This is a genomic window from Streptomyces sp. NPDC025784, assembly GCF_055558435.1.
Window position 1 is genome coordinate 144,485 of sequence record NZ_JBVHMN010000016.1, and the last position, 23,497, is coordinate 167,981.

Sequence of the window (23,497 nt, forward strand, 5' to 3'; positions counted from 1 at the left end):
AGGGCCGCCGCATCTACCGGGACCTGGAACCACTGGCGGTGTGACCACCGGCCGCGGGGGGGGGGGGGGGGGGGGGGGGCGGGCCCCCCCCCCCGCGCCCCCCCCCCCGGGGGGGGGGGGGGGGGCCCCCCCCCCCCCCCCCCCCCCCCCGCCCTGTGGCCCGCACCTGACCAGGCACGAGAGCTCATGCCTGTGCGGGTGGGACGCGAGGAGCTACGAAACCACCGCGGGATCGGGCGACTTGCTCGACCGTTCCGCGTTGTCTTCGTCACCCACGGCGATTCCGCGCCGCTTGGAGATGTACACCGCGCCCACGATCACGAGGAGGGCGAGGACGGCGATGAGCACCCGTACCCCGACGTTCTTGTCGTCGCCGTACGAGAACTTGATGACCGCCGGCGCGATCAGCAGCGACACCAGGTTCATCACCTTCAGCAGCGGGTTGATCGCGGGGCCGGCGGTGTCCTTGAAGGGGTCGCCGACCGTGTCGCCGATCACTGTCGCGGCGTGGGCCTCGCTGCCCTTGCCGCCGTGGTGACCGTCCTCGACGAGCTTCTTCGCGTTGTCCCACGCTCCGCCGGAGTTGGCGAGGAAGACCGCCATCAGCGTGCCGGTGCCGATGGCGCCCGCGAGGAACGAGCCGAGCGCGCCGACCCCGAGCGTGAACCCGATCGCGATCGGGGTGAGCACGGCGAGCAGGCCGGGCGTGGCCAGTTCGCGCAGCGCGTCCTTGGTGCAGATGTCGACGACGCGCCCGTACTCGGGCTTCTCGGTGTAGTCCATGATCCCGGGGTGCTCGCGGAACTGCCGCCGCACCTCGTACACCACGGATCCCGCCGACCGCGAGACCGCGTTGATCGCCAGTCCGGAGAAGAGGAAGACGACCGCGGCACCCGCGATCAGGCCCACCAGGTTGTTGGGCTGTGAGATGTCCATCATCAGGTTCATCGGAGCGCCCGCGCCGGAGACCTTCTCACCCACGTCGTTCGCGGCCGAGACGATCGCGTCCCGGTACGAGCCGAAGAGGGCCGAGGCGGCCAGGACGGCGGTGGCGATGGCGATGCCCTTGGTGATGGCCTTGGTGGTGTTGCCGACGGCGTCCAGGTCGGTGAGGACCTGTGCGCCCGCGCCCTCGACGTCGCCGGACATCTCGGCGATGCCCTGCGCGTTGTCGGACACGGGACCGAAGGTGTCCATCGCGACGATGACACCGACCGTGGTGAGCAGGCCGGTACCCGCCAGGGCCACCGCGAAGAGGGCCAGCATGATCGACGTACCGCCGAGCAGGAAGGCCCCGTAGACGCCGAGGCCGATCAGCAGGGCGGTGTAGACGGCCGATTCGAGGCCCACCGAGATACCGGCGAGGACGACGGTGGCCGGGCCGGTCAGCGACGTCTTGCCGATGTCCCGGACCGGGCGGCGATTGGTCTCCGTGAAGTAGCCGGTCAGCTGCTGGATCAGCGCGGCCAGCACGATGCCGATCGCCACGGCGACGACCGCGAGGATCCGCGGGTCTCCGTCCTTGGCCTTGATCGCCGCGTCGGTGACGCCGTCCAGGTCGGCGTACTTCGCCGGAAGGTAGGCGTAGACGGCCACGGCCACCAGCGCCAGCGAGATCACCGCGGAGATGAAGAAGCCGCGGTTGATCGCGGACATGCCGCTGCGGTCGGACCGCCGGGGCGCGACCGCGAAGATGCCGATCATCGCCGTGATCACACCGATGGCGGGCACGATCAGCGGGAACGCGAGCCCGGAGTCGCCGAACGCCACCTTGCCGAGGATCAGCGCGGCGACGAGCGTGACGGCGTACGACTCGAAGAGGTCCGCCGCCATGCCCGCACAGTCTCCGACGTTGTCGCCCACGTTGTCGGCGATGGTCGCGGCATTGCGCGGGTCGTCCTCCGGAATGCCCTGCTCGACCTTGCCGACCAGGTCGGCGCCGACGTCGGCGGCCTTGGTGAAGATGCCGCCGCCGACACGCATGAACATGGCGATCAGCGCGGCGCCGAGACCGAAGCCCTCCAGGACCTTCGGCGCGTCGGCCGCGTACACCAGCACCACGCAGGAGGCGCCCAGCAGACCGAGCCCCACCGTGAACATGCCGACGACGCCGCCCGTGCGGAAAGCGATCTTCATGGCTTTGTGCGAGACGGCGGTGAGATCCTTTTCGGGCTCACCCTCCGCCGGGGTCGCTTCCCTTGCCGCGGCGGCCACGCGGACATTGCTCCGTACGGCGAGCCACATACCGATATAGCCGGTGGTCGCCGAGAACGCCGCGCCGATCAAGAAGAAGATCGATCGGCCGGCGCGCTGATTCCAGTCGTCCGCGGGTAGCAGCATGAGCAGGAAGAACACCACGACGGCGAATGCGCCGAGCGTGCGCATCTGCCGGCCCAGGTAGGCATTCGCGCCTTCCTGCACCGCCGCCGCGATCTCCTTCATGCTGTCGGTGCCCTCGCCCGCCGCGAGCACCTGGCGCACCAGGACTCCGGCGACCACGAGCGCTGCCAGTGCGACGGCGCCGATCACCATGACGATGAGCCGGTTGTCGTCTGTCAGTACTGCGGCTGCGAAGGTTGTGGGGTGGTCAAACTGATGAGGGGTAGAAAGCCCCGCCATTCGTCCTCCTTGACGCTTGGGCTGAGCTCAAGATGTGGACGGATTGTAGGTACCGGAACCTGATCAAAACAGTGCGCGGTAAACGGAATTGGCCTTCACATGCTCTTCAGCAAATGATCGACGGGCATCCATGGAACCCGAAAGAGGTAATGCCCTAAAGGCGTTGACTCTTGATCAAATAATCGCGCACGGGATCGTGAATCCATTCACGAAAAGGCGGGCGCGGGACGGCGCATGCAAAAGGGCCCTGCTCAGCAGGGCCCTTCAGGGTGTTGCGCGTGCGGTCGAGGAGGTCTGCGCGCGGTCAGGAGGCGAGCGCGGCGGGCGGCGTGGTCGGCCAGCTCATCCTGATCAGTCCGCCGTTCTCCCCGGCGGAAACCTCCAGATCGTCGACGAGGCCACTGATGACCGCGAGGCCCATTTCGTCCTCCTCGGCCTCCGCGTCGGCGTCGCCGGGGGCGGCGCCGGACGTCGCGCCGCCCGGCAGCGCCCGCGGAGCCTCGTCACCGACCTCGATGGAGAACTGCTTCTCCTCCTCGATCAGCATCACCCGCACCGGCGCCGAGACACCGTTGCTCTGGTGCAGTCCGACGGCACGGGAACAGGCCTCGCCGACGGCGAGCCTGACCTCGTCGAGTACGGCCTCGTCCACCCCGGCCCTGCGCGCCACCGCTGCCGCCACCAGTCGGGCGGTCCTGACGTGCTCGGGCAGCGCGCTGAAGCGGAGTTCAACGGTGGCCATGCATCCCCCTCGGAACTACGGGCGTGCCATCAGGGGGCCGGGCCGCGGGCCCGGACCCCCGCTTCTGCGAACCCGGGCGCGCGACCCGGGGAGACCGGTGGTCAGTCGGTGGCGTTGACCGCCTCCTCCACCGAGGTGTGAATGGGGAACACCTTGGTGAGACCGGTAATACGGAAGATCTTCAGAATGCGCTCCTGGTTGCAGACCAGGCGCAGCGAGCCCTCGTGGGCCCGGACACGCTTCAGGCCGCCCACCAGGACGCCGAGGCCGGTGGAGTCGAGGAAGTCCACGCCCTCCATGTCGACGACGAGGTGGAAACTGCCGTCGTTCACCAGCTCGACCAGCTGCTCGCGCAGCTTGGGCGCGGTATATACATCGATTTCGCCGCCGACCTCGACGACCGTGCGGTCGCCGTTAGGGCCGGACACATTGCGAGTCGACAGGGACAGGTCCACGGATCCTCCAGCACCTTGCTATCGAGCGGTCGCCCCATGGGACACCTCGGCAGAGCCCCCGGGACGGTTCGCCAGCCGCGATGGCATTCAATCACTTACCGGCAGGCGTGCACGACGCCTTAGGCCCATTGTCCGTCACGCCAGTGACACACTCGGTGCCGATGGCCAAGAATCACCGATCCGATCGACCCTCGACGGACACCGCTTCCCGCCCCTCGCCAGGCACGGTCCTGGACCGGCTCGCCTCGGGGCCGAGCCGGGCTTCGCGCATCACTCATACGGAGCACTTGCCCCCGCGCGAGGGTCGCCATGCCGTCTGGCCCGACCGGATCCGTTCGGAGGTCATCGCCGCGGTGCAGGCCGCGGGGATCGAACACCCCTGGGCCCATCAGGCACAGGCCGCCGAGCACGCCCTGGACGGCGAGTCGGTGATCGTCGCCACCGGCACGGCCTCGGGCAAGTCCCTGGCCTACCTCGCGCCCGTCCTGACGGCCCTGCTGGACGGCTCCGAGGCCCCGAACGGCCGTGGCGCCACCGCGCTGTACCTGGCGCCGACGAAAGCCCTCGCCGCCGACCAGTGCCGATCCGTGAAGGAACTTTCACAAAGTTTGGGCACTGCCGTACGCCCAGCCGTGTACGACGGGGACACTCCCGTCGAGGAACGCGAGTGGGTGCGCCAGTACGCGAACTACGTCCTGACCAACCCCGACATGCTCCACCGCGGGATATTGCCCTCCCATCCCCGCTGGTCCTCCTTCCTGCGCGCCCTGCGCTACGTCGTCATCGACGAGTGCCACACCTACCGCGGAGTCTTCGGCTCCCACGTCGCCCAGGTGCTGCGCCGTCTGCGCCGCCTGTGTGCCCGCTACGGCGCCTCTCCCGTCTTCCTGCTGGCCTCCGCCACCGCCGCCGAGCCGTCGGTCGCCGCGGGCCGGCTGACGGGCCTGCCCGTCGTCGAGGTCGCGGACGACGCCTCCCCCCGCGGTGAACTGGTCTTCGCCCTGTGGGAGCCCCCGCTCACCGAGCTGCACGGCGAGAAGGGCGCACCGGTCCGCCGGACGGCCACGGCCGAGACCGCCGACCTGCTGACGGACCTGACCGTGCAGGGCGTGCGCTCGGTCGCCTTCGTACGGTCCCGGCGCGGCGCCGAGCTGATCTCGGTGATCGCCCAGGAGCGCCTCGCCGAGGTCGACCGCTCCCTCGCCCGGCGTGTCGCGGCCTACCGCGGCGGCTACCTCCCCGAGGAACGCCGCGCCCTCGAACGCGCCCTGCACTCCGGCGAGCTCCTCGGGCTCGCCGCCACCACCGCCCTGGAACTCGGCGTCGACGTCTCCGGTCTCGACGCCGTCGTCATCGCCGGCTACCCCGGCACCCGCGCGTCGCTGTGGCAGCAGGCGGGCCGGGCGGGACGCTCCGGCCAGGGCGCGCTGGCCGTGCTGGTGGCCCGCGACGACCCGCTGGACACGTTCCTCGTCCACCATCCCGAGGCCCTGTTCGACCAGCCGGTGGAATCCACCGTCCTCGACCCGGACAACCCGTACGTCCTCGCCCCGCACCTGTGCGCCGCCGCCGCAGAGATCCCCCTCACGGAGGACGACCTCGAACTGTTCGGGCCCGCCGCGGCGGACCTGCTGCCGCAGCTGGAGGCCGCGAAACTGCTCCGCCGGCGCACGAAGGCCTGGCACTGGACCCGCCGGGAGCGGGCCGCGGACCTGACCGACATCCGCGGCGAGGGCGGCAGCCCGGTCCAGATCGTCGAGGCCGGCACCGGACGGCTGCTGGGCACGGTCGACGCCGGCGCCGCGCACACGACGGTCCACGAGGGCGCGGTCCACCTGCACCAGGGCCGTACGTACCTGGTGCGCACCCTGGACCTGGACGACTCCGTGGCCCTGGTCGAGGAGGCCAACCCGCCGTACTCGACGGTCGCCCGCGACACCACCTCCATCTCCGTCCTGGAGACCGACGTCGAAATCCCCTGGGGCGAGGGCCGGTTGTGCTACGGCTCCGTCGAAGTGACCAACCAGGTCGTCTCCTTCCTCAGACGGCGAGTCATCACCGGTGAAGTGCTGGGCGAGTCGAAACTCGACCTCCCTCCCCGCACGCTCCGCACGCGTGCGGTCTGGTGGACGGTCACCGAGGACCAGCTGGACGCGGCCCGCATCAACCCGGAGATCCTCGGCGGCGCCCTGCACGCCGCCGAGCACGCGTCGATCGGCATGCTGCCGCTCTTCGCGACCTGCGACCGCTGGGACATCGGCGGCGTCTCCGTCCCCCTCCACCCGGACACGCTCCTGCCCACGGTCTTCGTGTACGACGGCCACCCCGGCGGCGCCGGATTCGCGGAGCGCGCCTTCCACACGGCCCGCGCCTGGCTCGACGCCACCCGGCAGGCCATCGCTTCCTGCGAGTGCGATGCCGGCTGCCCCTCCTGCATCCAGTCCCCCAAGTGCGGCAACGGGAACGACCCCTTGCACAAGAGAGGTGCCGTACGCCTCCTCACGGAGCTGCTGCGGGCGGCACCGGAGAGCTGAACCGGCGCTCGGACGACGGGCACCGCAAGCCGCTCGGGCACCGCAAGCCGCTCGGGCACCGCAAGCCGCTCGGGCACTGCAAGCCGCTCGGGCACCGCAAGCCGCTGGGGCCACCTACGGCTGAGCGGTGGCCGCCGGGGCCGGTCCGGATGGCGGACCGGCGGACGGCCCGGGCGGCTGCCCGAGGTCGGGCGAGGCGGCCGGGCCCGCCCTGGCTCTGACCTCCGCGGCGAACGGTCCCCGGCCCGACGCCGCCGTCACGTCCGAGACCTCACCCTCGACCCCGCAACGGACGAGCCGGGCACCCTGCGCCCTCGCCACCCGCTCCGCCAGCGCGCAGGCCCCCGAACCGCCGTCCGTCCAGTGGTCCGCCGCGGCGAGCGCCGCCAGGTCGGCGGCCCCGGCCGCACGGTGGCGGACCACGACGGCCTGCCCCATGGCCAGGACCGCTCCGAAGACGACGCACAGCGCGGTGATCGCCCCGACCGTCCAGACCGTCGCCGACCCGGCGTCGGAGGCACCCCGCTCCGGCCGGCCCGAGGCGTCCCACGCCGGCCGGCCCGAGAAGCCCGACGGACTCCGAAGGTGCAGATCCCGGTGCAGCCGCGGCGCCCTCGCGGCGAGGCCGCGACCTCGTCTCTTCATCCGTCCGTCACCCCCGGCGTCGTCACCGTCTCCTCGGCCAGTGCCACGGCTTCGTCGCTCAGGTCCACGGAGAGCGCGCCCGGGCCCGGCGTGCGCGCGGTCACCGTCACCCGGACCATGTCGTCCTCGCGGTGCACCACGACTTCCGCGCCGCGTGGCGCCGCTTGTCGGGCCGTCGCCAGGACCGCGTCCGAAGGGTCCTGGCGGGCCGCGGCGCGGGCGCCCGCCCTCGCCGCGTCCACGCACTGGATCTGCGCGGACGCTGCCAACAGGGCCCAGACCAGCGCCATCCCGACGAGCACCAGTGAGGGCAGCACCACCGCGGCCTCGGCGGTCACAAAACCCCGGTCCCTCCTCTGTCCAGGGGCTCCGCACTTGACGCCCGCCCGGGGCGGAGCCGGACCTCGACGCCCGGCGCCCACTCGTGCCGCGACCAGGTCCAGCCGCTCGGCGCCCGCGTGGGGCGGGCCCGGATCTCCGTCCTCGGCACCCACCCGGCGCGGAGCCGAACCGTCGTCCCCCGCAACTCCACGTGCGGCCACCTCACATCCGGACATCGAGCGCCCGCCCCACGATGCCCTGCAGCTCCTCACTGACCTGCCCGCTGGTCACCACCTTGTAGAGCACGGCCGCGAAGGCCACGGCGGCGATGATCCCCACCGCGTACTCGGAAGTGACCATTCCCGTGTCCCGGCGCACCAGCCGGAGCATCCACACCCGCATCCGTGCCGGTCCTCGTACGAGACCTCGTCCTGTCCTGCGCATCACAACCCCCGTGTCGTCCCGTCTCGTTGTTCGCCTTCCGTGCGCCGCGTCCGCCGCGCACGCCTTCCACCGAAACCGCCGGGCGACCGCGTCGCCCCTCACCCGCCTCCTCCGTGCAGCAGCCCTCCGGCCAGCCCGATCACCACGGGCAACACACCGATGGCGAGGAACGCGGGCAGAAAGCACAGCCCGACGGGCGCGGTGACCATGACGGCCGCCCTTCGTGCACGGGCCGTCGCCGCACGTCCCCGCTCGGCGCGGGCGTCCGCGGCCAGCCGGCCCACCGGCGCCGCCGCCGGGACACCCGAGTCGCCCGCCCGCTCCAGCAGTCGCGCCAAGCCCGGAGCACCCGGCATGGACGCCAACTTGGCCCATGCCTGGGCCGGTTCGCCCCCGAGCCGCACTTCTGCCGCGCCCCGTTCGAGACGCTCCCCGACCGGCCCGCCCAGGGCCTCGCCCACGGCGCGAGCCGCCACCACGGGGCCGGCGCCGGCCGCGATACATGCCGCCACCAGGTCTGCCGCCAAGGGCAGTTGCCGGGCGGCGTGCGCCCTGTCGTACTCCTCCACGGGCTCGGCCCGGCGGCGTCGCAGCCACTGCCGGGCCGCGCATCCGGCGGCCAGCCCGATCACCGCCCCGGCGAGTCCTCCGATCAGCACCCAGCCGGCGCACCCGGCGCCCACCACGGGCAGCCATCGCCGTCCGCCACGCGGCATCGCGAAGCGCCGTCGGACGTGCACCGCCCGCGAGTTCGCCAGCGCGGTGAGCCTCCGGCGCACCCTCCTCTCGTGGCGTGCCGCGTGGAGCGCATGGGCCGACCAACCGAGCGCCAACGCCCCGCACACCATTGCCCCCAGCCTGTGGACAACATCCGCGATCATGCGTTCTCCGCCCCTCGCACGATCCCCAGTGCCCACCACAGTCCGACCCCCTCCAACGCCCCGCCGACGAGCAGACAGCCGAGTCCAGGGCCCGTGTGCAGCAGCACGTGCAGCGGGTCGGCGCCCAGCGCGGTGCCGAGCAGCAGGCCCAGGACGGGCAGGGCGGCGAGCATCGCGGCCGTGGAACGCGGTCCGGCCAACTGGGCACGGAGATCGGCTCTTTCATCGCGTTCCGCACGCAGCGCTCCCTCCAGCCGGTCGAGCCCCGCCGCGAGCCCCGCACCCCGGTCCACGGCCACCCGCCAGCACGCGGCCAGCCCCATCAGGCCCTCCGCACCGGGCTGCCGCGCCGCCTCGGTGAGCGCGGCGGGGACGTCGCCGCCGAACCGCGCGGCGGCCAGCACGGCCGGCTGTGCCTCGCCGAGCCCGCCCGAGTCGCGTGCGGCCCGCAGCAGCGCCTCCCCCGGCTGGCATCCCGCCCGCACCTCACCGGCGAGAGCACCGCACAGCGCGATGACCGCATCGACGCGCCGGTCCCGCTCGTGCAGCGCCTCGGCGGACCGGCGCACCCGTCGAAGCAGGGGGACGGCGACCGCTCCGAGGAGCAGCGGCACGACGGACGCGCCCAGCAGAGCGATCACCGATCCGGCGACCGGCGCCCACACTTCGGCCCGCAGTCGCGGTCGAAGCCGACGCCATCCGGTGACCGCCTTCGCCCAGGGCGGTGGGCTGTGTGCCACCACTCCCCCGCCCGGGCACAGCAGCGACGCCCTGCGCGCCACCGCATCCCCGACGCCCGTCAGCCAGACCGCCGCCCCGGCACACGCCATGGCCACCATCACCGTCGTCGCACCGATCCCCGTCACCACGACCCGCTCCCCTGCGTCCCGTCGCGGAGCAGCCCCTTCAGCCGCTCCCATCCCCGCTCGTACGCGAAGGCGTCCTCGCCCCACCTCAGCGCCGGCACCGTCACCACCAGCCCGGACACGTCGCGCTCCAGCACATGCACCTCGGCGATGCGCCGTCGCCCGGCACGGTCCCGTACCAGGTGCACGACCACGGACAGCGCCGCCGCCAACTGGCTGTGCAGGGCGGCCCGGTCGAGTCCGGCGGCCGTGCCCAGCGCCTCCAGCCGGGCCGGGACCTGCGCCGCCGCGTTCGCGTGCACGGTGCCGCAGCCGCCTTCGTGACCGGTGTTGAGCGCGGCCAGCAGGGAGACGACCTCGGGCCCGCGGACCTCACCCACGACCAGCCGGTCCGGTCTCATCCGCAGTGCCTGACGGACGAGGTCCTGGAGCTCGACGAGGCCGGCGCCCTCCTGGTTGGCGGGGCGCCCCTCCAGGCGCACCACATGAGGGTGATCGGGGCGCAGTTCCGCCGAGTCCTCGGCGAGCACGATCCGTTCACCGGCACCGACCAGACCCAGCAGCGCGCTCAACAAGGTCGTCTTTCCCGAGCCCGTGCCCCCGCTGACGAGGAAGGACAGGCGGGCGTCGAGCAGCGCGCTCAGCACCCGGTCCCCGCCGGGCGGCACGGTGCCCGCGGCGACCAGCTCGTCGAGTGTGAACGCGCGCGGCCGGACGACCCGCAGGGACAGACAGGTGGATCCCACGGCGACGGGCGGCAGCACCGCGTGCAGGCGGGTCCCGTCCGGCAGTCGCGCGTCCACCCAGGGGCGTGCGTCGTCGAGCCGGCGTCCGGCGACGGCCGCGAGGCGCTGCGCGAGGCGCCGGACGGCCGCCGCGTCCGTGAAGGAGACGCCGGTCAGTTCCAGGCCACCGCCTCGATCCACCCACACCCGGTCCGGCGCCGACACCAGTACGTCGGTCACCGAGGGGTCGGCGAGCAGCGGTTCCAGCGGGCCGCTGCCGACCAGTTCGGATCGCAGTCGCTCCGCCGCGCCGAGGACTTCGGCGTCCCCGAGCACGCGGCCCTGTTCCCGCAGCGCCTGGGCCACGCGCGCAGGTGTGGGCTCGGAGCCGCTCTCGGCGAGCCATCGGCGAACGCCGTCCAGCAGTCCGGCGCCGCAGTCGGTGCCCGCCGTGGGGTCCCAGCTCATACGCCCCCTCCCTCTGCCGGAAGCCGCTGCCACAGGGCGGTGCAGAACCGGGCGAGCGGCCCCCGCGCCGCTCCACCGGGCGGCGCTCCGCCGTCCAACGCCAGGGATTCGACGGGCACTTCTCCCACCAGGGGCAGGCCGAGCAACCGCGCGACCTCCCGGTCGTCGAGGCCCGGCGCGTAGGGCCCGCGCACCGCGACCCGCAGATCGCGCAGGATCATGCCGACCGCCGCCGCCACCCGCGCGGCCGCCGCGATCCCGCGCAGGTCGGCGGGGACCACCATGAGTCCCAGATCGATCTGGGCGAGGGCCTCGGCGACGCCCTCGTCGACACGTCGCGGCAGGTCGACGACGACGGTGCCGCCGCGCCGTCGGGCGGCGGCCAGGACCGCTCGGACGGCTTGAGGCGGAATGGCGACGGAGTCACCGCGGTCCCAGCTCAGGACGCGCAGCGCGTGCACTTCGGGCAGGGACTCCTCCAGCGCGCCGCCGCCGACCCGGCCGTGGGACGCGGCGAACGCCGGCCAGCGCAGGCCTTCGGCCGCCTCTCCGCCGAGGAGTACGTCGAGTCCGCCGCCCAGCGGATCCGCGTCGACGAGCAGAGTGCGCCTGCCCTCCCGCGCCGAGGTGACGGCGAGCGCGCACGCCAGCGTGGACGCACCGGCGCCGCCGCGGCCACCGAGCACGCCGACGGTGAGGGCCGGCGGGCCCACCCCTTCGGCCACGTCGGCGATGCGATCGATCAGCCATTGTTCGCCATCCGGCAGCATCAGGACGTGGTCGGCACCGATCTCCACGGCCCGCCGCCAGACCCCGGAGTCGTCCTGATCCCGACCGACCAGCACCACTCCCCGCCGCCGCGCGGCCCCGCGCACACGCCGCGCGGCGTCGTCGCCGACGAGCACGAGAGGCGCCGCCTCCCAGGTGCCCCGTCGCTCCGGAACTCCGTGATGGACCTCCGGTCTGGCGCCTGCCGCCGCGCACAGCCGCAGCAGGTCGTCCAGCAGTTCGGCGTCCTCCGTGACGATCAACGGTCCGCCCTGCCGCCCCTCGGCGGCGGGCGGCCGGTCATGTGTGATGGCTCCCACCACGATCTCCAGCCCCCTTCGCTGCTTGCGCCGCGGGGTCCGCTACGACCCCGCGAATCCCGCTCGTGTGAAGAACCGGCAACCGGCCTCCATATGAACCGCCGATACGAACCGGCCATACGCGCACCACAATCGGAACCGGCCATGAACTCGCCGCGAGCGGAGCGCGTTGGAATCACAGTGGGGCGAGCCCGGAAATCATGTGGATCTTGGTCGAAAACTGTGGACAACTCAGCGGTTGTGAATATCGCGTTCACCCATACCGGTGACCCCTGTACGACTTCCACAGAGCAGCCCCACAGCTACGCACAGTGACGAATCATGCGCATGAGAAGAACCCGGCCACAGCGGCACCGAGGAGGCTGGGAGGCGGTGCGAATGAGGGGGAAAATGCGTCCGGACATGCGACGACCCCCGCCGGGGGGGAGAGCGGGGGTCGTCCCCACGGCCGACTCGGGGGGGGAGGAGTCGGACCGGGTTAGCACGGTCGCGAACGATCCGTGACTTCCATGGTGTACCCGAGAGCCCTCTCAGGCAAACCCACGCGCCTCACCTTACGCCGAATGGTGGGCGCATATGCTCAGGCTCGTGGAAAACCACTCCTTGCCTCGCACAGCAGCCTTCTTTGACCTGGACAAGACGGTCATTGCGAAGTCGAGCACGCTCACGTTCAGCAAGTCCTTCTACCAAGGCGGGCTGATCAACCGCAGGGCCGCGTTGCGTACCGCATATGCCCAGTTCGTGTTCCTCGCCGGCGGCGCCGACCACGACCAGATGGAGCGGATGCGCAAGTACCTGTCCGCGATGTGCCGCGGCTGGAACGTCCAGCAGGTCAAGGAGATCGTCGCCGAGACGCTGCACGACCTGATCGACCCGATCATCTACGACGAGGCCGCGTCCCTCATCGAGGAGCACCACACCGCCGGACGCGACGTGGTGATCGTGTCCACGTCCGGAGCCGAGGTCGTCGAGCCGATCGGCGAGCTGCTCGGCGCGGACCGGGTCGTGGCCACCCGCATGGTCGTCGGGGACGACGGCTGCTTCACCGGCGAGGTGGAGTACTACGCGTACGGACCGACGAAGGCGGAGGCGATAAAGGAGCTGGCCGCCTCCGAGGGATACGACCTGGACCGCTGCTACGCGTACAGCGACTCGGCGACCGACCTGCCGATGCTGGAGTCCGTCGGCCACCCGCACGCGGTGAACCCGGACCGCGCACTGCGCCGCGAGGCGATCGCCCGCTCGTGGCCGATCCTCGACTTCCACCGCCCCGTCCTGCTCAAGCAGCGGCTGCCCTCGTTGTCCGTACCGCCACGGCCCGCACTCGTCGCGGCCGCCGCCATAGGCGCGGCGGCCGCCACCGCGGGGCTCGTCTGGTACGCGAGCCGACGGCGCGCGACGACCCTGTAGTCCCGTCAAACAGGTGCGCGCACGGCACATTGACGACCGTTTCACACCCGTTTGAACCTAAAAGTAAAGAAGTAGAGCCAGGGGTTTCACTTCCTCGGGACCTGGAGTACAAAGGGGTTAACGGCCCGCGAGACCAAGGACATCCGAGAGGATCACCTTTAAACGCAATCAAGGCCCCACGGACCGAGCATGAACACCAGGCACCCACGCGACGTCGACCCGTCGATTACGGGCCAGCCGCACCAGGTGACGGGCAACAGTTCCCGGCCTGATGGGCAACATATCGAGGACGCTTGGTAACCCGGTGAGCATGCCAGCGGCGGTACGAGATCTCGTACCGCCGCAACCCTGTTCAGACAGTCTTCCGCCTCACGCCGCCCCGCGCTGGAGCGCCTCGCAGACCGCCGTCGACTCCCTGGCCCCCAGTACGACGGCCTTGCCGCAGTGCGCGATCCAGGCCGCCATGCCGTCAGGGGTTCCGGAGACGTATCCGTCCAGGGCCGCCAGATAGGCCGCGCGGCCGAGTTCGGCGTGGCCCACCTCCGCCGGGCAGATCGACTTCGGGTCGAGGCCGCTGCCCACCAGGACGATCCGCTCGGCCGTGCGTGCCACCAGGCCGTTGTGGGAGGTGAAGGGGCGCAGCGCGAGCAGTTCACCGTGGACGACCGCCGCGGTCACCAGCGCGGGGGCCGAACCGCCCGCGACGATCAGTCCGGACAGCCCTTCGAGCCGGCCGGCCACCTCGTCCGCGTCCGGCAGCGGCAGCCCGATCAGCGGCTCGTCGACCGGCTCACCGTCCTGCCGCGGGCGGCCGATCTCGTCGTCCTTGCCCGCAGCCGCCACCAGGTGCAGCCGGGCCAGCACCCGCAGCGGCGACTGCCGCCAGATGGAAAGGAGTTGGCCCGCCTCCGCGGTCAGGCGCAGGGCCGCACCGACCGTACGGTCCTCGTCGCCCGCGCTGAAGTCGGTGCGGCGGCGCACCTCTTCGAGAGCCCAGTCCGCGCCCGACAGCGCCGCGGAGCCGCGCGCGCCGCGCAGCGCCGCCTCGGACGTGATCTCGTTGCTGCGGCGCCGCATGATCCGGTGCCCGTAGACCCGGTCCACCGCCTTGCGGACGGACTCCACGGATTCGGCCACTCCGGGAAGGGACCCCAGGGCCGCGAGCGGATCGGCGTGCGCACCTGTCGTACTCATGAGTACGACACTACGCACCCCGGACCCCCGCCCCACGAAGGAGTGGTCTTCTTCACGTGCCCCTGACACTCAGGGCGATCGAACGACTACGCTTGGTGAACATGAAAATTGCTTTCGTCGGGAAGGGCGGCAGCGGCAAGACGACCCTGTCCTCCTTGTTCATCCGATACCTCGCGGCCACCGGGGCGCCGGTCGTCGCCGTCGACGCCGACATCAACCAGCACCTGGGGGCCGCGCTGGGCCTCGAAGAGGCGACAGCCGCGGCGCTGCCCGCCATGGGCGAGCGACTGCCGATGATCAAGGACTATCTCCGCGGCTCCAACCAGCGCATCGCGTCCGTGGAGACGATGATCAAGACGACTCCGCCCGGCGAGGGTTCGCGCCTGCTGCGGCTGAACGAGAACAATCCGGTCTACGACGCCTGCGCGCGTCCGGTGGAACTGGACGGCGGCACCGTCCGTTTGATGGTCACCGGCCCGTTCACCGAGGCCGACCTGGGAGTGGCCTGCTATCACTCCAAGACCGGTGCAGTGGAGCTCTGCCTGAATCATCTCGTCGACGGCCGCAGCGAGTACGCCGTCGTCGACATGACAGCGGGCTCGGACTCCTTCGCGTCCGGCTTGTTCACCCGCTTCGACATCACCTTCCTGGTCGCCGAGCCGACCAGGAAGGGAGTCTCCGTCTACCGCCAGTACAAGGAATACGCACGCGACTTCGGCGTGGTCCTGAAGGTCGTGGGCAACAAGGTGCAGGGCCAGGACGACATCGACTTCCTGCGCGCCGAGGTCGGCGACGACCTCCTGGTCACGGTCGGGCACTCGGACTGGGTGCGTGCCATGGAGAAGGGCCGCCCGCCCCGGTTCGAGCTCCTGGAGGAGCCCAACCGCCGTGCGCTGCGCACGTTGCAGACCGCCGCGGACGCCACGTACGAGCTGCGCGACTGGGAGCGCTACACGCACCAGATGGTGCACTTCCACCTGAAGAACGCCGGGAGTTGGGGCAACGCGAAGACCGGGGCCGACCTGGCGGCGCAGGTCGACCCCGGGTTCGTGCTGGGCGAGGGCCTGGTGGCCACCGCGTGAGCCGCGGCCACCGGGCCGCCGTCACGGCTTGACGGCCGGCGCCCCCGGGACTCCCTTCGGGGCCGGGGCGGGGCGGCCCGAGAGGAAGGACGCCCAGCCCTGCTTCGGAGCCTCACCGACCTTGAGTCCGCGGAGCTTGTCGAGCGTGGCGGGGTCCTGGGCGTCGAGCCAGTCGGCGAGCTGCCGGAAGGAGACGCAGCGCACCTCGGACTTGGTGCAGACGCTCTCGACGACCTGGTCGATGGCCCGCATGTAGGTGCCGCCGTTCCAGGACTCGAAGTGGTTGCCGATGACCAGCGGCGCACGGTTGCCGTCATAGGCGCGCTGGAAGCCCTTGAGCAGCCCGTCGCGCATCTGGTCACCCCAGTACTCCTGCTTGTCGGGGTCGCCCTGGGTCTCGGTTCCCGACTGGCTGACCATGAAGTTGTAGTCCATGGTCAGCTGCTCGTAGTTGTGGCCGGGGAAGGGCACCAGCTGCATCGACAGGTCCCACAGGCCGTCCTTCTTCTTGGGCCAGACCTGGTTGTTGATGCCACTGGTGTCGTAGCGGAAGCCCAGCCGGCCGGCCGCCTTGCGGAAGTTCTCCTTGCCTTCCAGGCACGGCGTCCGGGCGCCGATGAGCTCCTTGTCGTAGTCGAACGGCAGCGGTGACGCCTTCGTCATGCCGGTGTTGGTCTTCCAGGACTTCACGAACGACTTCGCCTGGGAGATCTCGCTCTTCCAGTCCGCAACCGACCACTCGCCGACCCCGCCGTCGGTCCCGCAGAAGTGGCCGTTGAAGTGCGTGCCGATCTCGTTGCCCTCCAGCCACGCCCCGCGCAGCTGCGTCACGGTGTCCTTGATGCCCTGCTCGTCGTTGAAGCCGATCTCCGAGCTGCCGGGCGAGTGCTGCGGCGGCCGGTACAGATCGCGCTTGTCCTCCGGCAGCAGGTACAGGCCGCTCAGGAAGTACGTCATCGTCGCGTTGTTGGCCTTGGAGATCTTGCGGAAGTGCGAGAAGAGCTTCTGGCTGTCCTCGCCGGCGCCGTCCCACGAGAACACCACGAACTGCGGAGGCTTCTCACCCGGCTTCAGCTTCTTCGGCGTCGGCAGATGCGGCTGCGCACCGGTGAACGCGGTGGACCCGTCGCCGATCAGACGGATCGCGCTCTTGGGCGCCGGGGCTCCCGCGCCCTCCTTGGTGCCGTGCGCGCCTTCCTTCGAACCGGTGGCGCCCGTCCCGCAACCTGCGAGCGCCGATGCGCAGGCCGCGGCGACTGCCACGCCCGCGGCGATCCTCTGAGTGGCGGCCATCTTCCGCCCTCCTTCTTCCTTCGGTCGGGGCAACGCCGATCAGGGCGTTCTGTGGTGATGTGCAGTGATCTGCCGACAGCGCCGCCAAGGTCGCACGGGACCAAGAAGGGAATAAATATGACAAGCCGATGAAATGCCCGGTTCACTCGCGTGAGTGAATTAATGCCCCATTTGATCCGATTCCTGGCAAGAATCCTTTACTCTGCATTACGATCCATTTACCGAGCGTTGAAAATCCCGCCGCTGCACGCCGTGACCCACGGCCGCGATCCACCCCGCCACCTCGGGCGGGGGACCACTCGTTCCGCGACCGCGCTGCCCCGGAGGAGACGGGAACCATGTCCGCCTGCGTCCCCACCCGCGCCGCCGACTCGACTCGGCCCGCCCACACCCACCCGCCCCACAGCCCCCCACCGACCCCGCCCCGCCGATTCCATGTCGCCGGACCCGACCTGTCGGCCTCGATCGCCGTCTTCCTGATCGCCCTGCCCCTGTCCCTCGGCATCGCCCTCGCCACCGGCGCCCCGCTCCAGGCCGGCCTCGTCGCCGCGGCCGTGGGAGGAATCGTCGCCGGACGGCTCGGCGGCTCACCGCTCCAGGTGAGCGGGCCCGCCGCCGGACTCACCGTCGTCACCGCCGAGCTCATCCACCGCTACGGATGGCGGACGACCTGCGCCATCACCGTCCTCGCCGGAGTCGCCCAACTGGGCCTGGGCTGCCTGCGCGTAGCCCGCACGGCGCTCGCCGTCAGCCCGGCGATCGTGCACGGCATGCTCGCCGGCATCGGCGTGACCATCGCCGTCGCCCAGCTGCACATCGTGCTGGGCGGCACCCCGCAGAGCTCCGTCCTCGACAACATCCGCGCGCTGCCCGACCAGCTGGCGCACGTACACCCCGCCGCGGTGACGATGAGCGCGCTGACCCTCGCACTCCTCTTCGCCTGGCCGCGCATTCCCGGCCCGGCCGGAAAGCTCCTGCGCGCCGTCCCCGCGGCACTCGTCGCCGTCGCCGGAGCCACCGCCGCGGCCACGCTCGCGGGACTCATCCTGCCCAAGGTCGACCTGCCGTCATGGAGCAGCCACGCACTGGCCGGTCTGCCCGAAGGGCCGGTGCTCGGGGTCGCCGCCGCCGTGCTCACCACCACGCTGGTGTGCAGCGTGCAGTCGCTGCTCGGCGCCGTCGCCGTGGACAAGCTCATCGCCGGCCGGCCCGCACAGCAGACCCGGGTAGGCCGCTCCGACCTGAACCGCGAACTGCTCGGTCAGGGCGCCGCCAACATCGCCTCCGGCGCGCTCGGCGGACTGCCGGTCGCCGGCGTGGCCGTACGAAGTTCCGCGAACGTGAACGCCGGCGCCGTGAGCCGGAACTCCACGATGCTGCACGGCGTTTTCGTAGTGATCGCCGCGCTGCTGATGGTCCCGGTCCTCGAGCTGATCCCCCTCGCGTCGCTCGCCGCCCTGGTGATGGCCGTCGGCATCCAGATGGTGTCCCTGAACCACATTCGCACGGTGACCCGCCACCGCGAGGTCCTGGTCTACGCCGTCACCACCCTCGGCGTCGTCCTCCTGGGAGTCCTCGAAGGCGTGGCGCTGGGGGTCTCCGTGGCCGTCGGCGTCGCCCTGCACCGCCTTGCCCGCACCCGCATCACGCACGAGGAGAGGGGAGATGTCCATCACGTACGCGTCCGAGGGCAGCTGACGTTCCTCGCGGTGCCGCGGCTCAGCCGGGCCCTCCACCTCATCCCCCAAGGAGCGTGCACCGTGGTCGAGTTGGACGGTTCCTTCATGGACCACGCGGCATACGAGTCACTGCAGGACTGGCAGAACTCGCACGTCGCGCGGGGCGGCACGGTCGAATTCACGGGCCGGGCGGGGACTCGGATCGCCGAGCCCGCGGGCTCCGCGCACTGCCGCTGCCGGCCCTGGACCCCCTGGCGCAACCACCACTGCGAGACGTCCGCCGCCCTGCAGGCCACGCCCCCCTGCGAACCGTCCGCCGCCCCGGACGAGGAGGGCTGCGCCCCCGGACCGAGCGGTCATCAACTGGCGCGCGGCATCAGCGCGTTCCAACGGAACACCGCGCCCCTGGTGCGGGACGAGCTGGCCCGGCTGGCCCGGGAGGGACAACGGCCGTCCCAGCTGTTCCTCACCTGCGCCGACTCCCGGCTCGTCACGTCGATGATCACCTCCAGCGGCCCGGGCGACCTCTTCGTCGTACGGAACGTGGGCAATCTCGTGCCGCTGCCCGGGGACGAGAGCGGCGACGACTCGGTCGCCGCCGCGATCGAGTACGCGGTGGACGTGCTGAAGGTGCGGTCCATCACGGTGTGCGGGCACTCCGGGTGCGGGGCGATGCAGGCCCTGCTGGCTTCGGAGCCCAGCGGGACGCTGACCCCGCTCAGGCGCTGGTTGCGGCACGGGCGCCCGAGTCTGGAGCGGGTGGCCTCCGAGGACCGCCCGGGAGCACGGTTCGTCGGACGCGAGCCCGCCGACGCGGTGGAACAGCTCTGCCTGACCAACGTGGTGCAGCAGCTGGAGCACCTGCGGACCCACGAATCCGTGGCACGAGCACTGCGAGAGGGGGCGCTCGAACTGCACGGGATGTACTTCCACGTCGGGGAGGCGCAGGCGTACCTGCTGGACGATCGCGACGGGACCGAGCTGTTCGAACACGTCCGGGCGACGGCGGATCTGCGCCACCCGGCATGACCGCACCACGCCACCCGGCGTGACCGGCTGATGGTGCGCGACCCCGTCCGAAGGGGCCGCGCACCACAGGGGTGCCTCCCGCGCGTCGGGAGGCACTTCGTGCGTTCCGGGGGCCGAAGCGGGGAAGCTGAGCCGGTGAACCCGACGGCCGGACCGTACGTGCCCCAGAGTGCGGCCCTCCTCGGCCCGCACGAGGGATGTGCGGGACGTGCCCGAGGGCCAGGACGCACAGCGTGAGCCCGCTGCCTGGACCAGCACCAATGAACAGGTCTAAACCAATTTGGGATCGGCCCTTGTCATCGAGGCCCCCGGTCTGATGAGCTGTGGCCTGGGACACAACGGACACCCTGGGAAAGGGAGATGTCGTGAGCAACGAAAGCCTGGCCAACCTGCTGAAGGAAGAGCGCAGGTTCGCGCCGCCCGCCGACCTGGCCGCGAACGCCAACGTCACCGCGGAGGCGTATGAGCAGGCCAAGGCTGACAGGCTCGGCTTCTGGGCCGAGCAGGCCCGCCGGCTGACCTGGGCCACCGAGCCGACCGAGACGCTGGACTGGTCGAACCCGCCGTTCGCCAAGTGGTTCAAGGACGGCAAGCTCAACGTCGCGTACAACTGCGTGGACCGGCACGTCGAGGCCGGGCACGGCGACCGCGTGGCCATCCACTTCGAGGGCGAGCCGGGCGACGGCCGCGCCATCACCTACGCCGAGCTCAAGGACGAGGTCTCCAAGGCCGCGAACGCCCTGACCGAGCTGGGAGTCGGCAAGGGCGACCGGGTCGCCGTCTACCTGCCGATGATCCCCGAGGCCGTCGTTGCGATGCTGGCCTGCGCCCGCATCGGTGCCGCGCACTCCGTCGTCTTCGGCGGATTCTCCGCGGACGCCATCGCCACGCGCATCAAGGACGCCGACGCCAAGCTGGTCATCACCTCCGACGGCGGCTACCGGCGCGGCAAGCCGTCCGCGCTCAAGCCCGCCGTCGACGAGGCCGTGGACCGTGTCGACGGGGTCGACAAGGTCCTGGTCGTCCGGCGTACGGGCCAGGAGGTCGCCTGGACCGAGGGCCGCGACGTGTGGTGGCACGAGATCGTCGAGCGGCAGTCGGCCGAGCACACCCCGGAGGCGTTCGACGCCGAGCACCCGCTGTTCATCCTCTACACGTCCGGGACGACGGGGAAGCCGAAGGGCATCCTGCACACCTCCGGCGGCTACCTCACCCAGGCGTCGTACACCCACCACGCCGTCTTCGACCTCAAGCCCGAGACCGACGTGTACTGGTGCACGGCCGACATCGGCTGGGTCACCGGACACTCGTACATCACGTACGGCCCGCTCTCGAACGGCGCGACGCAGATCATGTACGAAGGCACGCCCGACACCCCGCACCAGGGGCGCTTCTGGGAGATCATCCAGAAGTACGGCGTGACGATCCTGTACACGGCGCCCACCGCCATCCGCACGTTCATGAAGTGGGGCGACGACATCCCCGCGAAGTTCGACCTGTCGTCGCTGCGGGTGCTGGGGTCGGTCGGCGAGCCGATCAACCCCGAGGCCTGGATCTGGTACCGCAAGCACATCGGCGGCGACCGCACCCCGATCGTGGACACCTGGTGGCAGACGGAGACCGGCGCCATGATGATCTCGCCGCTGCCCGGGGTCACCGAGACCAAGCCGGGCTCCGCGCAGCGCCCGCTGCCGGGCATCGCGGCGACGGTCGTCGACGACGAGGCCACCGACGTACCGAACGGCGGCGGCGGTTACCTCGTCCTGACCGAGCCGTGGCCGTCGATGCTGCGCACCATCTGGGGCGACGACCAGCGGTTCATCGACACGTACTGGTCCCGCTTCGAGGGCAAGTACTTCGCCGGGGACGGCGCCAAGAAGGACGAGGACGGGGACATCTGGCTGCTCGGCCGGGTCGACGACGTCATGCTCGTGTCCGGGCACAACATCTCGACGACCGAGGTCGAATCGGCTCTCGTCTCGCACCCGTCGGTCGCCGAGGCGGCGGTCGTCGGCGCCGCGGACGAGACGACCGGGCAGGCGATCGTGGCCTTCGTGATCCTGCGGGGCTCGGCCTCCGCGGACGACGAGGGCCTCGTCGCCGACCTGCGCAACCACGTGGGCACCACGCTCGGGCCGATCGCCAAGCCCAAGCGGATCCTCCCGGTGGCGGAGCTGCCGAAGACGCGGTCCGGCAAGATCATGCGCCGGCTGTTGCGCGACGTGGCCGAGAACCGCGAGCTCGGTGACGTCACCACCCTCACGGACTCCACGGTGATGGACCTCATCCAGGCCAAGCTCCCGGCGGCGCCGAGCGAGGACTGACGGCGAGGACTCGCGAAGCGGTCGGACGACAAGGACTCACGACGAGCCCTGACGACCCGGCACCGTCCGTTCGGGGGCACCGGCGCGGCTCTCCCCCAGCCGCGCCGAGTGCCCCCTTTCGCGGTTCATGTGAGGATCGTCGTACAGCAACGGCCACCTGTTAGGTAACCTAAGGAAAGCGTCAGCGACGCGACAAGATGCTCATGGTGTGCCGGGAAGTCTGGTCGGCAGGTACTCAGCCCTGCCCACCGACCGGAGGTCTCACCGTGACCGCGCTCCGCACCCCCGCCCGCAAGTTCCTCGGCCGGCTGTCCCTGCCCGAGCGGACCTTCGTCGCGGACGCGCTGCGCGCCGAGACCGTCGGCGGCGTCCTGCTGCTCCTCGCCACGATCGCCGCGCTGATCTGGGCGAACACGCCACTGCAGGACAGCTACGCGAGCGTCGCCCATTTCCACCTCGGCCCCGCCGCGCTCGGGCTCGACCTGTCCGTCGAGCACTGGGCGGCCGACGGCCTGCTCGCCGTGTTCTTCTTCGTCGCCGGCATCGAGCTGAAACGCGAGCTGGTGGCCGGCGACCTGCGCGACCCGAAGGCCGCGCTGCTGCCCGTCGTCGCCGCGATCTGCGGCATGGCCGTGCCCGCGCTCGTCTACGCCCTCACCAACGCGCTCGGCGGCGGCTCGCTCGACGGATGGGCCGTCCCGACCGCCACCGACATCGCCTTCGCGCTCGCCGTCCTCGCCGTCATCGGGACATCGCTGCCGTCCGCCCTGCGGGCCTTCCTGCTGACCCTCGCCGTCGTCGACGACCTGTTCGCCATCCTGATCATCGCGGTCTTCTTCACCGAGGACATCGACCTCGCCGCGCTCGGCGGCGCGGTCATCGGTCTCGCCGTGTTCTGGCTGCTGCTGCGCAAGGGCATACGCGGCTGGTACGTGTACGTGCCGCTCGCCCTCGTCATCTGGGGGCTGATGTACAACAGCGGCGTCCATGCCACGATCGCCGGCGTCGCGATGGGCCTGATGCTGCGCTGCCACCGGCGCGAGGGCGAGGAGCACTCCCCCGGCGAGCACATCGAACACCTCGTACGGCCCCTGTCCGCCGGGCTCGCGGTGCCGCTGTTCGCCCTGTTCAGCGCGGGCGTGGCGGTGTCCGGCAGCGCGCTGGGCGACGTCTTCACCCGCCCCGAGACGCTGGGTGTCTTCCTCGGACTCGTCGTCGGCAAGGCGGTCGGGGTCTTCGGCGGCACCTGGCTGACGGCGCGATTCACCCGGGCGACCCTCAACGAGGACCTGGCCTGGGCCGACGTCGCCGCCGTCGCCACCCTGGCCGGCATCGGCTTCACCGTCTCGCTCCTGATCGGCGAACTCGCCTTCCAGGGCGACGAGGCGCTCACCGACGAGATCAAGGCCGCCGTACTGGTCGGCTCGGTCATCGCCGCCGCCCTCGCCACCGCACTGCTGAAGATCCGCAACGCCAAGTACCGCGCGCTGTGCGAGGTCGAGGAGCGCGACGACGACCGCGACGGCATCCCCGACATCTACGAGGAGGACGACCCGGCGTACCACCTGCGGATGGCCGAGATCTACGAGCGGAAGGCCGCCGAGCACCGCAGGCTTGCCGAAGTGAAGGGCGGGGCAGGCGCGGGAGACGACGGTCCGGCATGATCTGACCAGACGGTACAAACAGAAGCAGAAGCCG

The 23,497-nt window shown here is 71.2% G+C and carries 18 protein-coding genes; 6 read left to right on the plus strand and 12 right to left on the minus strand.

Translation table 11 applies throughout. The features are described from left to right. Window positions 1–213: 213 nt before the first annotated feature. From ACZ4IF_RS31305 to bldG, 3 genes are all read right to left on the minus strand, one after another. Window positions 214–2,619, minus strand: a complete 2,406-nt coding sequence (locus ACZ4IF_RS31305) for a sodium-translocating pyrophosphatase (protein ID WP_467568804.1) — start codon at window positions 2,617–2,619, stop codon at window positions 214–216. Window positions 2,620–2,923: 304 nt separating this feature from the next. After that, window positions 2,924–3,361 (minus strand): ATP-binding protein, encoded by a 438-nt coding sequence (locus tag ACZ4IF_RS31310; protein ID WP_467568807.1) that lies wholly within the window; start codon window positions 3,359–3,361, stop codon window positions 2,924–2,926. Between the two features lie 101 nt (window positions 3,362–3,462). Beyond that, window positions 3,463–3,816: an anti-sigma factor antagonist BldG gene (bldG, locus tag ACZ4IF_RS31315; protein WP_028799135.1), complete on the minus strand. Its 354-nt coding sequence runs from the start codon at window positions 3,814–3,816 to the stop codon at window positions 3,463–3,465. Between the two features lie 80 nt (window positions 3,817–3,896). Here bldG and ACZ4IF_RS31320 point away from each other — a divergent pair, with 80 nt between their 5' ends. Then, the gene (locus ACZ4IF_RS31320) at window positions 3,897–6,350 is read left to right on the plus strand and encodes a DEAD/DEAH box helicase (protein ID WP_467568809.1); all 2,454 of its coding nucleotides are present in this window, start codon (window positions 3,897–3,899) and stop codon (window positions 6,348–6,350) included. 114 nt (window positions 6,351–6,464) lie between these two features. On the opposite strand, the gene ACZ4IF_RS31325 is transcribed toward ACZ4IF_RS31320, so the two are convergent. From ACZ4IF_RS31325 to ssd, 7 genes are all read right to left on the minus strand, one after another. Then, window positions 6,465–6,995: an Rv3654c family TadE-like protein gene (locus ACZ4IF_RS31325; RefSeq protein ID WP_467568813.1), complete on the minus strand. Its 531-nt coding sequence runs from the start codon at window positions 6,993–6,995 to the stop codon at window positions 6,465–6,467. After that, window positions 6,992–7,333 carry a TadE family type IV pilus minor pilin gene (locus ACZ4IF_RS31330; protein ID WP_467568816.1) on the minus strand — a complete coding sequence of 114 codons (342 nt, stop codon included), beginning with the start codon at window positions 7,331–7,333 and terminating at the stop codon, window positions 6,992–6,994. The genes ACZ4IF_RS31325 and ACZ4IF_RS31330 overlap by 4 nt, the downstream gene beginning before the upstream one ends. Window positions 7,334–7,538: 205 nt before the next feature. After that, window positions 7,539–7,760 (minus strand): DUF4244 domain-containing protein, encoded by a 222-nt coding sequence (locus tag ACZ4IF_RS31335; RefSeq protein ID WP_467568819.1) that lies wholly within the window; start codon window positions 7,758–7,760, stop codon window positions 7,539–7,541. Window positions 7,761–7,858: 98 nt separating this feature from the next. Beyond that, window positions 7,859–8,641: a type II secretion system F family protein gene (locus ACZ4IF_RS31340; protein WP_467568822.1), complete on the minus strand. Its 783-nt coding sequence runs from the start codon at window positions 8,639–8,641 to the stop codon at window positions 7,859–7,861. Continuing rightward, a complete protein-coding gene (locus tag ACZ4IF_RS31345; protein ID WP_467568981.1) occupies window positions 8,638–9,480 on the minus strand; it encodes a type II secretion system F family protein in 843 nt (280 codons plus the stop codon). Before ACZ4IF_RS31345 ends, ACZ4IF_RS31340 begins: the two co-directional genes overlap by 4 nt. Window positions 9,481–9,503: 23 nt before the next feature. After that, on the minus strand, window positions 9,504–10,700 hold the full coding sequence (locus ACZ4IF_RS31350; protein WP_467568825.1) for a TadA family conjugal transfer-associated ATPase: 1,197 nt from the start codon (window positions 10,698–10,700) through the stop codon (window positions 9,504–9,506). Continuing rightward, window positions 10,697–11,791 carry a septum site-determining protein Ssd gene (gene ssd, locus ACZ4IF_RS31355; protein WP_467568827.1) on the minus strand — a complete coding sequence of 365 codons (1,095 nt, stop codon included), beginning with the start codon at window positions 11,789–11,791 and terminating at the stop codon, window positions 10,697–10,699. The genes ACZ4IF_RS31350 and ssd overlap by 4 nt, the downstream gene beginning before the upstream one ends. A gap of 573 nt (window positions 11,792–12,364) precedes the next feature. Here ssd and ACZ4IF_RS31360 point away from each other — a divergent pair. After that, window positions 12,365–13,198, plus strand: coding sequence for an HAD family hydrolase (locus tag ACZ4IF_RS31360; RefSeq protein ID WP_095935668.1), 834 nt, complete (start codon window positions 12,365–12,367; stop codon window positions 13,196–13,198). A gap of 369 nt (window positions 13,199–13,567) precedes the next feature. Here ACZ4IF_RS31360 and ACZ4IF_RS31365 read toward each other — a convergent pair whose 3' ends face one another. Continuing rightward, window positions 13,568–14,392: a Fic family protein gene (locus ACZ4IF_RS31365; protein WP_467568832.1), complete on the minus strand. Its 825-nt coding sequence runs from the start codon at window positions 14,390–14,392 to the stop codon at window positions 13,568–13,570. A 101-nt stretch (window positions 14,393–14,493) separates the two neighbouring features. Here ACZ4IF_RS31365 and ACZ4IF_RS31370 point away from each other — a divergent pair, with 101 nt between their 5' ends. Beyond that, entirely contained in the window at window positions 14,494–15,474 is a 981-nt protein-coding gene (locus tag ACZ4IF_RS31370) for an ATP-binding protein (protein ID WP_467568834.1), read from the plus strand. Window positions 15,475–15,495: 21 nt separating this feature from the next. Here ACZ4IF_RS31370 and ACZ4IF_RS31375 read toward each other — a convergent pair whose 3' ends face one another. Continuing rightward, window positions 15,496–16,767, minus strand: a complete 1,272-nt coding sequence (locus ACZ4IF_RS31375; RefSeq protein WP_467568837.1) for a polysaccharide deacetylase family protein — start codon at window positions 16,765–16,767, stop codon at window positions 15,496–15,498. Window positions 16,768–17,105: 338 nt separating this feature from the next. On the opposite strand from ACZ4IF_RS31375, the gene ACZ4IF_RS31380 reads away from it, so the two are divergent. The 3 genes from ACZ4IF_RS31380 to nhaA all read left to right on the plus strand — a co-directional run bounded on the left by ACZ4IF_RS31380 (window position 17,106) and on the right by nhaA (window position 23,463). Then, window positions 17,106–19,475, plus strand: coding sequence for a SulP family inorganic anion transporter (locus ACZ4IF_RS31380; protein ID WP_467568839.1), 2,370 nt, complete (start codon window positions 17,106–17,108; stop codon window positions 19,473–19,475). A gap of 323 nt (window positions 19,476–19,798) precedes the next feature. Continuing rightward, window positions 19,799–21,799: an acetate--CoA ligase gene (gene acs / locus ACZ4IF_RS31385; RefSeq protein ID WP_467568841.1), complete on the plus strand. Its 2,001-nt coding sequence runs from the start codon at window positions 19,799–19,801 to the stop codon at window positions 21,797–21,799. A gap of 266 nt (window positions 21,800–22,065) precedes the next feature. Further along, window positions 22,066–23,463, plus strand: coding sequence for a Na+/H+ antiporter NhaA (nhaA, locus tag ACZ4IF_RS31390; protein WP_467568844.1), 1,398 nt, complete (start codon window positions 22,066–22,068; stop codon window positions 23,461–23,463). Window positions 23,464–23,497: the final 34 nt, after the last annotated feature.

Coding starts and splice junctions, on each gene's coding strand:
- ACZ4IF_RS31325 (WP_467568813.1), bottom strand. CDS start 6,995: ATGAAGAGACGAGGTCGCGGCCTCGCCGCGAGGGCGCCGCGGCTGCAC.
- ACZ4IF_RS31365 (WP_467568832.1), bottom strand. CDS start 14,392: ATGAGTACGACAGGTGCGCACGCCGATCCGCTCGCGGCCCTGGGGTCC.
- ACZ4IF_RS31345 (WP_467568981.1), bottom strand. CDS start 9,480: ATGGTGGCCATGGCGTGTGCCGGGGCGGCGGTCTGGCTGACGGGCGTC.
- ACZ4IF_RS31360 (WP_095935668.1), top strand. CDS start 12,365: ATGCTCAGGCTCGTGGAAAACCACTCCTTGCCTCGCACAGCAGCCTTC.
- ACZ4IF_RS31370 (WP_467568834.1), top strand. CDS start 14,494: ATGAAAATTGCTTTCGTCGGGAAGGGCGGCAGCGGCAAGACGACCCTG.
- ACZ4IF_RS31320 (WP_467568809.1), top strand. CDS start 3,897: ATGGCATTCAATCACTTACCGGCAGGCGTGCACGACGCCTTAGGCCCA.
- ACZ4IF_RS31340 (WP_467568822.1), bottom strand. CDS start 8,641: ATGATCGCGGATGTTGTCCACAGGCTGGGGGCAATGGTGTGCGGGGCG.
- ACZ4IF_RS31335 (WP_467568819.1), bottom strand. CDS start 7,760: ATGCGCAGGACAGGACGAGGTCTCGTACGAGGACCGGCACGGATGCGG.
- ACZ4IF_RS31350 (WP_467568825.1), bottom strand. CDS start 10,700: ATGAGCTGGGACCCCACGGCGGGCACCGACTGCGGCGCCGGACTGCTG.
- ACZ4IF_RS31305 (WP_467568804.1), bottom strand. CDS start 2,619: ATGGCGGGGCTTTCTACCCCTCATCAGTTTGACCACCCCACAACCTTC.
- ACZ4IF_RS31310 (WP_467568807.1), bottom strand. CDS start 3,361: ATGGCCACCGTTGAACTCCGCTTCAGCGCGCTGCCCGAGCACGTCAGG.
- ACZ4IF_RS31380 (WP_467568839.1), top strand. CDS start 17,106: ATGTCCGCCTGCGTCCCCACCCGCGCCGCCGACTCGACTCGGCCCGCC.
- ACZ4IF_RS31375 (WP_467568837.1), bottom strand. CDS start 16,767: ATGGCCGCCACTCAGAGGATCGCCGCGGGCGTGGCAGTCGCCGCGGCC.